The 12,877-nt window shown below is 71.9% G+C and carries 12 protein-coding genes; 2 read left to right on the plus strand and 10 right to left on the minus strand.

The window, feature by feature from the left end; translation table 11 throughout:
* Positions 1-50 precede the first annotated feature (50 nt).
* The 3 genes from ABZ567_RS03585 to ABZ567_RS03595 are packed head-to-tail and all read right to left on the minus strand — an operon-like array spanning position 51 to position 2,631.
* Positions 51-1,778: an LCP family protein gene (locus ABZ567_RS03585; RefSeq protein ID WP_360784217.1), complete on the minus strand. Its 1,728-nt coding sequence runs from the start codon at positions 1,776-1,778 to the stop codon at positions 51-53.
* A 19-nt stretch (positions 1,779-1,797) separates the two neighbouring features.
* Positions 1,798-2,418 carry a nicotinate-nucleotide adenylyltransferase gene (gene nadD / locus ABZ567_RS03590; RefSeq protein ID WP_360784220.1) on the minus strand — a complete coding sequence of 207 codons (621 nt, stop codon included), beginning with the start codon at positions 2,416-2,418 and terminating at the stop codon, positions 1,798-1,800.
* Between the two features lie 51 nt (positions 2,419-2,469).
* Positions 2,470-2,631: a hypothetical protein gene (locus ABZ567_RS03595; RefSeq protein WP_030550482.1), complete on the minus strand. Its 162-nt coding sequence runs from the start codon at positions 2,629-2,631 to the stop codon at positions 2,470-2,472.
* Between the two features lie 220 nt (positions 2,632-2,851).
* Here ABZ567_RS03595 and ABZ567_RS03600 point away from each other — a divergent pair, with 220 nt between their 5' ends.
* A complete protein-coding gene (locus ABZ567_RS03600) occupies positions 2,852-3,979 on the plus strand; it encodes a M48 family metallopeptidase (RefSeq protein ID WP_360784223.1) in 1,128 nt (375 codons plus the stop codon).
* Here ABZ567_RS03600 and ABZ567_RS03605 read toward each other — a convergent pair.
* The 7 genes from ABZ567_RS03605 to ABZ567_RS03635 form a co-directional block, all read right to left on the minus strand.
* Positions 3,964-5,052 (minus strand): hypothetical protein, encoded by a 1,089-nt coding sequence (locus ABZ567_RS03605; RefSeq protein ID WP_360784226.1) that lies wholly within the window; start codon positions 5,050-5,052, stop codon positions 3,964-3,966. The genes ABZ567_RS03600 and ABZ567_RS03605 overlap by 16 nt on opposite strands.
* A 174-nt stretch (positions 5,053-5,226) precedes the next feature.
* Positions 5,227-5,775: a hypothetical protein gene (locus ABZ567_RS03610; protein WP_360784228.1), complete on the minus strand. Its 549-nt coding sequence runs from the start codon at positions 5,773-5,775 to the stop codon at positions 5,227-5,229.
* 76 nt (positions 5,776-5,851) lie between these two features.
* Complete coding sequence (locus ABZ567_RS03615) at positions 5,852-7,135, minus strand: glutamate-5-semialdehyde dehydrogenase (RefSeq protein ID WP_360784231.1); 1,284 nt, start codon at positions 7,133-7,135, stop codon at positions 5,852-5,854.
* Positions 7,136-7,334: 199 nt separating this feature from the next.
* Entirely contained in the window at positions 7,335-7,856 is a 522-nt protein-coding gene (locus ABZ567_RS03620; RefSeq protein WP_360784234.1) for a hypothetical protein, read from the minus strand.
* Between the two features lie 155 nt (positions 7,857-8,011).
* The gene (proB, locus tag ABZ567_RS03625; protein ID WP_360785025.1) at positions 8,012-9,115 is read right to left on the minus strand and encodes a glutamate 5-kinase; all 1,104 of its coding nucleotides are present in this window, start codon (positions 9,113-9,115) and stop codon (positions 8,012-8,014) included.
* Positions 9,116-9,235: 120 nt separating this feature from the next.
* A complete protein-coding gene (locus tag ABZ567_RS03630) occupies positions 9,236-9,658 on the minus strand; it encodes a GtrA family protein (protein WP_360785027.1) in 423 nt (140 codons plus the stop codon).
* A 263-nt stretch (positions 9,659-9,921) separates the two neighbouring features.
* The gene (locus ABZ567_RS03635) at positions 9,922-10,917 is read right to left on the minus strand and encodes a glycosyltransferase family 2 protein (protein WP_360784237.1); all 996 of its coding nucleotides are present in this window, start codon (positions 10,915-10,917) and stop codon (positions 9,922-9,924) included.
* Between the two features lie 240 nt (positions 10,918-11,157).
* Between ABZ567_RS03635 and ABZ567_RS03640 the strand changes: the two genes are divergently transcribed.
* Positions 11,158-12,801: a DUF6056 family protein gene (locus ABZ567_RS03640; protein ID WP_360784239.1), complete on the plus strand. Its 1,644-nt coding sequence runs from the start codon at positions 11,158-11,160 to the stop codon at positions 12,799-12,801.
* Positions 12,802-12,877 lie beyond the last annotated feature (76 nt).

Here is a 12,877-nt window from a genome sequence, read left to right on the forward strand (position 1 = left end):
CCAGGGTCTCACGGACCGCCGACGTGCCCGCCAACGTTTTCCGGAGGCCGTTACCGGGGGCCCTGGAGCTTGTAGTCCTGGCCCAGGACCACGGTGACCGCGGCGCCGTTCGAGGGCTGGCCCTTGGTGACCGCGTCGGCCGGCAGACCCAGCGTCCTCGCGACTTCGGCGGCCGTCGCCTTCTGGGCGTCGTCGGCATGGATGACCTGCGACGTCTCCCTGCTGGGCGCCTCGGCGCCGCCCACGAAGGCGTAGCCGCCGTTGATCAGGACGATCCTGGCCGTCTCGGTCGCCTGCTTCCCGGAACCGTCCCGAATCGAGACCCGGGTCACCTCGCCCGCCTCGGGGGCGGTGACCTTTCCGCCGAGGATGTCCTTCACCACACCGCCGCCGGCGTCCTCCGTCAGCGCGCCGTCCTCGCCGACCGGCAGCAGGGCCGTCTTGTGGTCGCCGATCTTGGCGTGCTCGGCGAGCCTGGCCAGGGAGGCGGCCAGGTCCTTCTCGGGGAGCGAGGGGTCGAGGATCTGCTGGAGGGTCTGGATGGTGACCGTGGCGGCCTCGGGGTCGGAGGAGATCTTCCGCAGTACGCCGTACATGACCTGCCCGAACCGCTGGAGCTGCTTGGCCTCGGCCTCGCCGGGCGCCCGGTAGGTGGCGTAGGCGACGGCGGCGCGGCCGTTCAGGGTCTGCTTCTCGCCCTTCCTGACCAGCGGGTCGGCGCCCTTCTTGGCGCCGGGCACGTCCGTGTCGGTGTTCGTCTCGATACCGCTGACGGTCTCCACGAGGTTCTCCAGGTACGGGGTGTCCAGGCGCCAGGTGCCGGTGATCCGGGTACCGAGGAGATTGCCGATCGCCTCCCGGGTCCCGCCGGCTCCGTCGTCCTCGACCGACTTGCCGAGGGTGGTCACGGAGCCTTCCTCGTCGGCGACGACCACGGAGTTGGGGAGCAGGACCGTGGTGCCCTGGCGGGTGGTCGCGTTGTTGACGAGGAGCGCGGTGGAGGTGCCGCCGTTCCTGAGGTCGTGGAGGTGGACGACGATGGTGTCGCGCTTCTGGGGGCCGGTCGCGGCGGCCCCCTTCTGCTCCCCGTCGGACGCGCCGGGGAGCAGGCCGGCGGACCAGAGGTAGCCGACGCCTCCCGCGACGGCGAGGACGAGCACGACGACGAGCGCGACGATCCGGTTGCGGCCGCGCCGACGGGCCTCCTCGCGGCGCTCCGTGCGGCTCTCGGTGAACTTCAGCCAGTCGATGACGTCCTCGGAGTCCTCGTCCGGCTCCTCGATGAACGAGAACTGCTCGGTGCGGTACTCCCGGTCGTCGTCCGCGGCCCGCCGGGCCGGGGTGGACCGCTCGGACGCGGGACGTTGTCCGGGGACGCCGGCGGGGGCCGCGACAGGGGCGGTCGGAGCCGCGGGGGCGACCGGTGCGGCGGCCTGCGGCGCGGGGGCGGGCTCGGGCGGGGCGGCCCACTGCTGCCCGGTGTCGTACGAGGGGTAGGCGTAGCCCTGCTGCCCGTACGGGTCGTACTGCGGCTCCTGCTGGGGCTGCTGGTGTTGTTGCTGCGGCGTCTGCGGCTGGGCGTAGGGGTCGTAGCCGTACCCCTGTTGCGGTTGGTGCTGCTGTGCCTGGTGCTGCAGGCCGCCGTAGGGGTCGTACTGCTGCGCCTGCCCCTGCTGCGGTGCCTGCGGCTGCTGGTACACCGGCTGCCCGTACTCGTCGTAGCCGATGATCTGCGGCTGTGGATAGTACGGGTCGTACGGATGCTGCTGATCGTTCACCGGTGCCCCTCCCCGAAGCTCACTCGCCGCGGTACAGCTGGCGCTTGTCGATGTAGCGCACCACGCCGTCAGGAACCAGGTACCAGACGGGATCCCCCTGCGCGACCCTCGCCCGGCAGTCGGTGGAGGAGATGGCGAGCGCGGGAACCTCGACCAACGAGACCCCGCCCTTGGGCAGTCCGTCGTCGGTGAGGTCGTGACCCGGCCGGGTGACGCCGATGAAGTGCGCGAGCGAGAAGAGCTCCTCGGCGTCGCGCCAGGTGAGGATCTGCGACAGCGCGTCGGCCCCGGTGATGAAGAAGAGGTCCGAGTCGGTGTTGAGGGCGCGCAGGTCCCGCAGGGTGTCGATGGTGTAGGTGGCGCCGCCCCGGTCGATGTCGATGCGGCTGACCGAGAACTGCGGGTTGGACGCCGTCGCGATGACCGTCATCAGATAACGGTCCTCGGCCGGCGACACGGCCTTGTCGCTCTTCTGCCACGGCTGCCCGGTCGGTACGAACACCACCTCGTCCAGGTGGAACAGGGCGGCGACCTCGCTGGCCGCCACCAGGTGTCCGTGGTGGATCGGGTCGAAGGTTCCACCCATCACGCCGAGTCGGCGCTTGCCGCGCCCGCCAGTAGGCATTTCCTGCTCTCCCATGCGTGCAGAGCCTACTGGCACGGCAGCGGACGCCCGATCAGGGTCGCCGGTTCAGCGGTCGCGGTTGAAGCGGGTGGTGATCCACAGCAGCAGCATCAGGGCACCGAAGGCGCCGAAGCCGGTGAGGTAGGGGCTGAGGCTTTCGTGGTTGCCACCGTGCTCGGCGCCCTCGGCGAGAGAGACCAGGTTCGCGGCGGTGCTGTGGAGGCTCATCTTCGGCAGACCTATCGATCGGGGATGGGAGCGGAGACTTCGCGCACATCGTATGCGGGCCGTGCGGACGCGCTCACGCCGACTCAGGCGTTGGCGTCATGGTCCTCCGTCGTCCCCGGTACCCGAGTTATCCACAGGGCCCCGACGCACGATGGCGCCAACGCCTAGGCTGGGGTTCGTCAGGGGGACGAGCACCGACTCGTACGAACAGGGGGCATCCATGACCGAGAACGACCAGGGGAAAGTGCCGAGCAGGCAGCGCAAGCGATTCCCCGGCATCTCCTCGCGGGCCTACGAGCATCCCGCCGACCGCTCGGCGCTGGTGGCGCTGCGCAAGCTCAGCGGTTTCGACACGGTCTTCAAGGCGCTCAGCGGACTGCTGCCCGAGCGCAGCCTGCGACTTCTCTTCCTCTCGGACTCCGTCCGGGTGAGCGACGCGCAGTTCAACCACCTCAACGAGATGCTGCGGGACGCCTGTTACATCCTGGACCTGGAGAAGGTCCCGCCGATGTACGTGGCGCAGGACCCGAAGCCCAACGCCATGTGCATCGGGCTCGACGAGCCGATCATCGTCGTCACCACCGGTCTGGTGGAGCTCCTCGACGAGGAGGAGATGCGGGCGGTCGTCGGCCACGAGGTCGGACACGCGCTCTCCGGGCACTCCGTGTACCGCACGGTGCTGCTCTTCCTCACCGGGCTCGCGCTCAAGATCGCCTGGATCCCGCTGGGGAACGTGGCGATCATGGCCATCGTGACGGCGCTGCGGGAGTGGTTCCGCAAGTCGGAGCTCTCCGCCGACCGGGCGGGGCTCCTCGTCGGGCAGGACGTGCAGGCCTCGATGCGCGGTCTGATGAAGATCGCCGGCGGCAACCACCTCCACGAGATGAACGTGGACGCGTTCCTCGCCCAGGCCGACGAGTACGAGAAGGCCGGTGACCTGCGGGACTCGGTCCTGAAGATCCTCAACGTGCTGCCGCGGACGCACCCCTTCACCACCGTCCGGGCGGCGGAGCTGAAGAAGTGGTCGGAGAGCCGCGACTTCCAGCGGGTCATGGACGGTCACTACCCGAAGCGCTCGGAGGACAAGGACACCTCCGTCACGGACTCCTTCCGGGAGTCGGCCGGGCACTACGCCGACACGGTGCGGACCAGCAAGGATCCCCTGATGAAGCTGGTCGGGGACATAGCCGGGGGCGCCGGTGACCTGGCGGGCGACCTGGGCGGGCGGCTGCGCAGCCGGTTCGCCGGCGGCCAGGGCCCGAAGCAGTCGGACGACGGCGGAGCGACCGCCGGGGACGACAAGGGCGGCCCGGCGAGCGGTGCCGGGGCCGGTCAGAACGAGGGCTGAGCGCCGGGCGCCAGCGCTCCGCACAGCGAGGGGGCGGCGGGCCGGCCCGTGGCGTACGGATCGGTGACCGCCGGGCCTCCGCCGGTCGCGGGGGCCCGCGCTCCGGCCAGGAGAGGCTCAAGGGCACCGGTCGTGTCCGCGCCGCACGCCTGCGGGCCCGCCTCGACGGTGCTGGTCAACAGTTCGGCCCTGTGCATGCGCAGGTCCTCGCGGTCGAAGCGGAAGTGCAGCTCGCGGTGGACGGTGAAGAGGGACGCCTCGGCGGCCGTCCCCGCGCCCTGTCCGGCCGGGCGGAGGGCATAGGTGTACGTGTGGTCCGCGGTGACGTCCAGGGTGTCGGGGCCGGTCTCCTCGAACCGCAGGGTGCCCTGGACGCGGACGGCGGGGTCCGCCAGGGTCACCTGCCGGGGGTCGAAGCGGACGAGCCAGCCGGCGAGGGCGTGCCGGCCGTTGTCGGCCGGTGATTCGACGCTGCGGTCGAACTGTTCCAGCTGGTCCGGGTCGATCAGCAGTCGCGGGGGCCGCACGGTCGCTCCGGACAGGACATCGGGCTCCAGGGAAGTGGCCACCAGGTAGTCCTTGGCGACGCTGAGGGCGGTGACGACCTGGCTCTCGGCGAAGTGGGTGGTGCGTCCGGCGACGGGCAGGGTGATGCCGGCGGCTCCGATGCGGTGATCGGCGGCGGGGCTGTGGTCGAAGAGCCGGGCGGGCGCGCCGCCGACGACGGGTCCCCGGGGGGCGAGCGGGACGACGGTGGTCCGCAGGGGCTCGGCCCGCTGGTCGGCCGGCGGCAGGTACGGGTTGCGGACGCCGAGGTAGATGGCGGTGCCGAAGGCGAGGAGGATCAGCAGGACCAGCATGAGCGCCTGGCGGGAGCCGCTGCGGCCCTCCCTGGAGTAGTGACGACTGCGGACGGCCTGGGCGTGCTCGCCCATCCGCTCCTGGGCGGAGAACTCCTGGAGGTGGGCAGCCCGGACGAACGCCTCGTCGAAGACGACGGATCGGTACTCGTCCTCACCACCGCCGGGGAGGCCCTCGGGAGTCCCCTCAGGCGGGTCGCCACGCCCTGCCATACCTTCAGGGTAGGTCTGCGGGGCCTTCGGTAAACGCCCAGGTGTACGACAAGCTCCTGGAATACCGCCGTCGGGGCCCGGTGCGGCGGGGAACAGGGGGGAACCGGGTGGTTCGGCCTCTCGGGGGACGGCCAGCGCCATCCGGGGGACGCGGCCCCCGGGTGGGTGGCGGCGCTAGCCGGGGGACGCCGACCGGGCCGCGGGGGCGTGGGCGGCGGGTGGGGCCGGATGCGGCTTGGGCGTGTCGACGCCCGTCGTGGCCGGCGGAGGGATCTGGTCCTGGCGGTTGGCGGCCGCGCCCCGGTAGACGGCGCTGAAGGCCAGGACGACCATGCCGATGCCCATGAGGAGGGCGAGGACCCAGGCGACGGGGCGGTGCCAGCGCGCGCTGCCCCGGTAGGGCCGCAAGGCGCCGCCGTGGCGGCCGTAGGGGCTGGCGTCGTCGCCGATGTCGTCGGGCTCGTAGGTGGGGGTCTTGGGGTCGTAGAGGTCGTCGTCGCCCTGGCCTCCGCCGGCGCGGGCGCGGGCCGCCTCGGCCTCGGCGCGGGCCTGGGCGGCTGCGAGGAGCCGCTCGACCGCCGTCGGTTCGTGAACGGTCGCCGCCCGGACGAAGTCCTCGTCGAAGACCACGTCGGCGTAGACCTCGTCGGCGCCTCCGCGGTCGACAGAGTCCTCGGGGTCACCGCCGTCCTGGAACGGCCTGCCCCCCACGTCGTCCGGCACGGATTCAGAGTAGACCCGCGAGGTGGTTTTGGGCAGGGAGAGTGCGAACCCTCCCCGCCCGTACCGAAAGGAGGGATTACCGCACGTGGCCGTCACCGGTGACGATGTACTTGGTCGAGGTCAGCTCCGGAAGGCCCATGGGGCCCCGGGCGTGCAGCTTCTGGGTGGAGATGCCGATCTCCGCGCCGAAGCCGAACTCGCCGCCGTCCGTGAACCGCGTGGAGGCGTTCACGGCGACCGTGGTGGAGTCGACCAGCTGGGTGAAGCGGCGGGCCGCGGCCTGCGAGGTGGTGACGATCGCCTCGGTGTGGCCGGAGGACCACATGCGGATGTGCTCGACGGCCTTGTCGAGGGAGTCGACGACGGCGGCGGCGATGTCGTACGAGAGGTACTCGGTCTCCCAGTCCTCCGGCGTGGCCGGTACGACGGTGGCCTTGGAGCCCTCGGCGTGGGCGAGGACCCGCTCGTCGGCGTGGACGGTGACGCCGGCCTCCGCGAGTGCGTCGAGGGCCCTGGGCAGGAAGGCCTCGGCGATGTCCTGGTGGACGAGGAGGGTCTCGGCGGCGTTGCAGACGCTGACCCGGTGGGCCTTGGAGTTGAGCAGGATGTCGACGGCCATGTCGAGGTCGGTCTGCGCGTCGACGTAGACGTGGCAGTTGCCGGTGCCGGTCTCGATGACGGGGACGGTGGACTCCTCGACGACCGTCCGGATCAGGGAGGCGCCGCCGCGCGGGATGAGGACGTCGACGAGGCCGCGGGCGCGCATCAGCTCGCGGACCGACTCGCGGGACTCGCCGGGGACGAGCTGGATGGCGTCGGCGGGCAGTCCCGCGCCGCCGACGGCGTCCCGCAGGACCTTCACCAGGGCGTTGTTGGAGGCGTAGGCGGAGGACGAGCCGCGGAGCAGGACGGCGTTGCCGGACTTGAGGCAGAGGGCGGCGGCGTCGACGGTGACGTTGGGGCGGGCCTCGTAGATGATGCCGACGACGCCGAGCGGCACGCGGACCTGGCGCAGGTCGATGCCGTTGGGGAGGGTGGAGCCTCGGACGACCTCGCCGACGGGGTCGGGCAGCGCGGCCACGTCACGGACGTCGGCGGCGATGGCCCGGACGCGCTCCGGGGTGAGGGTGAGCCGGTCGATGATCGCCTCGCTGGTCCCTGCTTCGCGGGCCTTGGCGATGTCCTCGGCGTTGGCCTCGACGATCTCGGCGGTGCGGACTTCGAGGGCGTCCGCGATCGCCAGCAGGGCGTCGTCCTTGGCCGCGCGCGGGAGTGGCGCGATTTCGGCGGCGGCGCCACGGGCCCGGTAGGCGGCCCGGGTGACCGGGGACAGGTTGTCGAGGGGCGTGAGCGAGGTCATGCCCGCAGGGTACTGGCACCCCTACGGACATCCCTCACGTATCCCGCACTCCGAGACGTACGCCCCGGCCCGCGAGACGCATTGGCCGCCGCCCCGGCGCGCGGGACCCGCCGCCGCCCGGCGCGAGACACACGGCCGCCGCCCGGGCCGGGAGACCCGCCCCTGACCCGGCCCGCGAGACGCACGGCCCCGGGCCCGCTCAGTACGGGTGGACGCCGACCGGGGCGGCGGGGGGTGGGCCGTAGCCCTCCGCGATCCGCTGGTGGTAGGTCTCGCGGTCGATGACCTCCAGGCCGACGATCTCCCATGGCGGCAGTTTGGCGGTCTGCCGATGCTCACCCCACAGGCGCAGGGCGACGGCCGCGGCGTCGTGCAGGTCGCGGGCCTCCTCCCAGTACCGGATCTCGGCGTGGTCGTTGGCGTACCGGCTGGTCAGCAGGAAGGGGTGGTCGTGGGCCAGCTGTTCCAGCCCCCGGCGCACCTCTTTCAGCGGTGACTCCACACCCGAAACGCTGAGGGTGATGTGCCAGAGTTTGGACACGGGCTGTTCCCTGGCGCGTGCCTCACGCGCTTCGCGAACCTCACGTGTCTCGGTGGTGGTCTCGGTCTTTCTCTCCGTGGACCTGTCCCGTGCCTCGTCGAAGTCGGCTCCGGCCTCGACACTGGTCAGGGCGCGTTCGGCAGTCCCTCGGGGCAGTGCCCCTGGGCGCGCTCGTCTCACCGGCGGCCTCCTGTGTGATGCGTGTGGTGCTGTACCCCGCCCTGCTCTTACCCCCGAGACAAAGTTGACCAGCCCGAGGCGGCACGTGGGGCGGTTTTGGTGAACGTCCCTTCCGGATGGCCGCACTTTCAGCCGTTTCGGGAGGGACGCACGGGTCAGCGGATGACGACCAGATCGTCGCGGTGGACGACCTCCCGCTCGTACTCGGGCCCGAGGTCCTTGGCCAGCTCGTGGGTGGAGCGCCCGAGCATCCGGGGCATCTCCTTGGCGTCGAAGTTGACGAGGCCACGGGCGACGGCCCGGCCGGCGGTGTCGCGGAGCTCGACGGGGTCACCGGCCACGAAGTCGCCCTCGACTCCCGCGACACCGGCGGCCAGCAGGGACTTCTTGCCCTGGACGACCGCCTGTACGGCCCCGTCGTCCAGGGTCAGGGAGCCCTGGGGGGTGGAGGCGTGGGCGAGCCAGAGGAGCCGGTCGGCGGAGCGGCGGCCGGTGCGGTGGAAGTACGTACCGGTGTCACGGCCGGTGAGGGCGTCGGCGGCGCGGCTCGCGGAGGTGAGGACGACGGGGATGCCCGCGGCGGCGGCGATACGGGCGGCCTCGACCTTGGTGACCATGCCACCGGTGCCGACGCCCGCCTTGCCGGCCGAGCCGATCTCCACGTGGGCGATGGACTCCGGTCCGGTGACCTCGGCGATCCTCGACGTTCCGGGCCTGGCCGGGTCCCCGTCGTAGAGACCGTCGACGTCGGAGAGCAGGACGAGCAGGTCGGCGCGGACGAGATGGGCGACGAGGGCGGCGAGCCGGTCGTTGTCGCCGAAGCGGATCTCGTCCGTGGCGACGGTGTCGTTCTCGTTGACGACGGGCAGCGCGCCCATGGCGAGGAGCTGGTCGAGAGTCCGGTACGCGTTGCGGTAGTGGGCGCGGCGGCTGGTGTCGTCGGTGGTGAGGAGGACCTGTCCGACACGGACGCCGTAGCGGGCGAAGGAGGCGGTGTAGCGGGCGACCAGGAGGCCCTGGCCGACGCTGGCGGCCGCCTGCTGGCGGGCGAGGTCCTTGGGGCGGCGGGTGAGGCCGAGGGGCGCGAGGCCGGCGGCGATGGCGCCGGACGAGACGAGGACGATCTCCTTCTCGCCGCCGCTGCGGACCTTGGCGAGCACGTCCACGAGGGCGTCGACGCGGTCTGCGTCGAGGCCCCCGGAAGCCGTGGTGAGCGAGGAGGAGCCGACCTTGACGACGATCCTGCGGGCCTCCGTCACGTACTGCCTCGCCACGTCCGTCCGTCCCGTCACCTGCGTCGTCACGTGTGTCGCCACCTGCGTCGTCCTCACTCGGCTGTCCCGCGCGCCGCGTGCTCCCCGCCGCGGCTGCCAGGCAATCTACGCGAGCCGGGAGGGCTGCCGCTCGTCCGTTTCGCTCCCTGGACCGGAGGCGGGGGGATCCTGCCCGGCGTTCCGGGGCACGAGGATGCGCTGGGAGATCAGGTAGGTGAACGGGATGGCGACGACGGCCGCGACGAGGGGGGCGATCCTGTCGTCCATGCGTGCCCAGGTGACGAGCGCGTACAGACCGACGCTCTGCACCAGGTAGTTGGTGACGTTGGTGAGGGGGAACAGGGCGAACTTCTTCCAGGTCGGCCTGGTCCGATAGGTGAAGTAGGTGTTGAGGAAGAAGGAGCCGATCATGCTGAGGAGGAAGGCGAGGGAGTACGCGGCGAAGTACGGCATCCACGGGTGGAGCAGCAGGTAACAGCCGAAGAAGGTGCCGGTGTTGACGCCGCCGACGAGGGCGAAGCGGAACATCTCGGCGAGCCGCCCGCGCCGCGCCCCGACCACGGCCGACGCGCCCCCACCGGCCGACGCCGACCCGCCCGCACCGGCCGACGCCGACCCGCCCGCTCCGGACGACGCCGACCCACCCGCCCCGGCCGACGGCCCCGTCCCCGACGGACCCGTCCCCGGCGCCGCCGCCCCGGACGACACCCGCTCCCCCGCCCCGGACGACGCCGTCGCTCCCGCGTCGGACGGCGTCGGCTGGTCCTCCGGGCCGCCCCGGGACGGCGTCATCAGCGCTCGCTCTCGGTGGCGGCGACGCGGATCCGTTCGGCGGCGGCGCGTTCGGCGGCGGCGCGGCCGAAGGAGCGGTGGGTCTCCTTCACGAGGAAGTGCGGCCGGCGCTTGGTCTCGTAGTAGATGCGGCCGATGTACTCGCCGATCAGGCCCAGCATCACCATCTGCACACCCCCGAGGCCCACGATGATCGCGACCAGGGTGACATAGCCGGGGGCGGTGACGCCCTGGGTGACGGCGGTGGCGGCCACCCAGACGGCGTAGAGGGCGGCGAGGCCGCTGAGCATCATCCCGAGCCAGAGCGCGATGCGCAGCGGTCGGTTGTTGAAGGAGATCAGCCCGTCCATGCCGTAGTTGACCAGCGAGCTGAACTTCCACTTCGTCTCACCGCCCTCGCGCGCGGCGTTCTGGTAGTCGAAGGTGACGGTGTCGAAGCCGATCCAGGAGAAGAGCCCCTTGGAGAAGCGGTTGTACTCGGGCAGCGAGAGCAGGGCGTCGACGGCCGGCCGGGACAGCAATCGGAAGTCGCCTACGCCGTCCGTGAGTTCCACGTCCACCCAGCGGTTGACGGCACGGTAGTACATACGGCTGAGCGCGGAGCGAAGCTTCTTGTCGCCTTCGCGGGTCCGCCGTGCCATGACCTGGTCGTGGCCCTGGTGGTGCAGGTCCAGCATCCGCGCGAGGAGCTCGGGCGGGTGCTGGAGGTCGGCGTCCATGATGACCACGGCGTCACCGGTGGACTTGCGCAGGCCGGCGAGCATGGCGGCCTCCTTGCCGAAGTTGCGGCTGAAGGAGGCGTACTGGGTCTGGTGCGGGTGCCGGGCGGCGATCTCACGGAGCTTGCCCAGCGTTCCGTCGGAGCTGCCGTCGTCGACGTAGCAGATCTCGTAGCCGACGGGGAGGGTGTCGAGCACCTGTCGCATTCGCGCATCGAAGCGCTCGACGACGTCCTCCTCGTTGTAACAGGGGACGACGACGGAAAGCCTGGTCATGGAACGGTCACTCCAGAGGGATGGGCGAGAGTACGTCCTGAAGGACCGCCACCGGACTCTCCTTCGAGCAGCGCGGCCACGGTACGGAGCGGTGGTGACCGCCCGGCATCGCCCACGTGACCGCCCCTGGTCGGCATGTCGTCCATGCAGCAAAGCATGCGGGGAAGATATTGATGTACGTGCCATTTCACCCATTCGTCACCCATAGGGACGACCTCGGGCCAGCAGGAGCGATCACCGGTGAGCAGGACGACCATCTCGGAGCGCGGTGTGGTACGGAGGCCGGAGGGCGGGGACGAGACCGGGACCGCCTACGGAGGGCGGCTCCCCCGGGTGCTGCGCGGTGTCGCGCTGGTGGTCGCCGTCTGCGCCGGGGCGTTGCTCTCGGTCGGCGCCTTCCTCGGCCTGTACGTTCGCCCCACGTCGGACGACTGGTGTGCGCTCTGGAAGGTCCGGGACATGGGCGTCCTGGGCATCACCGCGGACTTCTACCTCACCCAGAACGGCCGTGTCACCAACGCCTTCCTGACCGGCCTGCTCTATTCCGACGACATGCGGGGGCCGAAGCTGCTGCCCGCCTTCCTCGTCGTCGTGCTCGGCGCCGGCCTGTTCCTCCTCGCCGGGGCGGCGCTGCGCGCGCTGCGCCCCGTCACGCGAGCGGGTGAAACGCCTGTGGTCCCGCTCGTGGCGGCGGCGGCGCTCCTGTGCGCCCTGCTGTTCTTCGCCGGCACCCGCTCGTACCAGGTACTGCTCTGGGCGCCGGCCACGATCTCCCACACCCTGCCGAGCGTCATCGGGCTCTGGGCCGTCCTCGGCTGCGTCCGGGCCGCGCGCTGCGGCGTGCGGTGGGCGAAGACCGCGGCGGTCACGTCGGCGTTCCTGCTCGGGGCGGCGGCCGGCATGCTGAGCGAACCGTTCGCCCTGGTGGCCGGGCTCTTCGCGGTCACCGTGGGCGTCGTCTGCCTGCCCCGGTTCGGCTGGGCGCGCGACCGGTACGTGTCCACCTGGTGCGCGGCGGCCTGCCTCGGGCTCCTCTGCGGTCTCACCCTCCTCTTCACCTCACCCGGCGCGCGCTGGCGACGGGCCCAGCATCCCCAGGAGCCGCTGTCGGCGGAGAGGATCGGGGAGACGTTCCACGACTGGTGGCGCCTCTGGCAGACGATCGGCGGGCAGTGGGCGTATCTGGGGGCCGTCGCCGTCGGCGCGCTCCTCGGCCTGGCGCTGGCCGCCGCCGGACCTCGGCAGGACGGCGGCGGCGCCGGCCGGGACTCATCTCCGCCCGCCGACCGGGACACGTCTCCGGCCGCCGATCGGGACACCCGTCGGAGCGATCTTCGGGACGCCCACCGGAGCGCCTGCGGGCTTCCCCCGCGCGCGCTGTTCCGGGTGGTGGTGCTCCTGCCGCTGCCGCTGATCGCCCTCGCGAGCCTGGCCGTCGTCTTCGGACTGCGCAGCGGTTACGGAGCCGCCGGCTGGACGTACGGCCGCACCTGGACGAGCTTCCTCCTGCCGCTGCTGCTCGTCCTCTGCGCGTACGGCGCGTGGGGCGGCCACCTCGTCGGACGGCGTCTCCTGGTGCCCTGGCGCCCCGCCGCCCGCGCCGCCGCGCTCGTGGGTATCGGCGCGGTGGCGCTCGGCAGCGCGGTCGCCCTGGTGCAGCCGGTGTACGAGCTGAGTACGAGCACGGTGGTACGCGCTGTCGCCTGGGACCGCCAGAACGCCCGCATCCTGGACGAGGCGGCGGCCGGCGCCCGGGAGGTCGCGTACCGGCCGCTCCTCATCGGCGGCCTCAGCGAACCCCTCTTCGCGTCCACGTACGAGCGGGACTGGGCGGCGCAGTGCACGGCCAGGTACTACCGCGTGGACCGCATCCACCGCCCCTGAGGGCCCGTCACCCCGAAGCGGACGGCAGACGGAAGCGGGGTGCCCCCACCCGGGGCACCCCGCTTCACGAACCCCG

The organism is Streptomyces sp. NPDC016459, assembly GCF_040632845.1.
Taxonomy (GTDB): Bacteria; Actinomycetota; Actinomycetes; order Streptomycetales; family Streptomycetaceae; genus Streptomyces.

Bases quoted from the DNA above. Each gene is read 5' to 3' on its own strand.
- nadD (WP_360784220.1), bottom strand. From the start codon at position 2,418: ATGGGAGAGCAGGAAATGCCTACTGGCGGGCGCGGCAAGCGCCGACTC.
- ABZ567_RS03595 (WP_030550482.1), bottom strand. From the start codon at position 2,631: ATGAGCCTCCACAGCACCGCCGCGAACCTGGTCTCTCTCGCCGAGGGC.
- ABZ567_RS03600 (WP_360784223.1), top strand. From the start codon at position 2,852: ATGACCGAGAACGACCAGGGGAAAGTGCCGAGCAGGCAGCGCAAGCGA.
- ABZ567_RS03605 (WP_360784226.1), bottom strand. From the start codon at position 5,052: ATGGCAGGGCGTGGCGACCCGCCTGAGGGGACTCCCGAGGGCCTCCCC.
- ABZ567_RS03615 (WP_360784231.1), bottom strand. From the start codon at position 7,135: ATGACCTCGCTCACGCCCCTCGACAACCTGTCCCCGGTCACCCGGGCC.
- ABZ567_RS03630 (WP_360785027.1), bottom strand. From the start codon at position 9,658: ATGTTCCGCTTCGCCCTCGTCGGCGGCGTCAACACCGGCACCTTCTTC.
- ABZ567_RS03635 (WP_360784237.1), bottom strand. From the start codon at position 10,917: ATGACCAGGCTTTCCGTCGTCGTCCCCTGTTACAACGAGGAGGACGTC.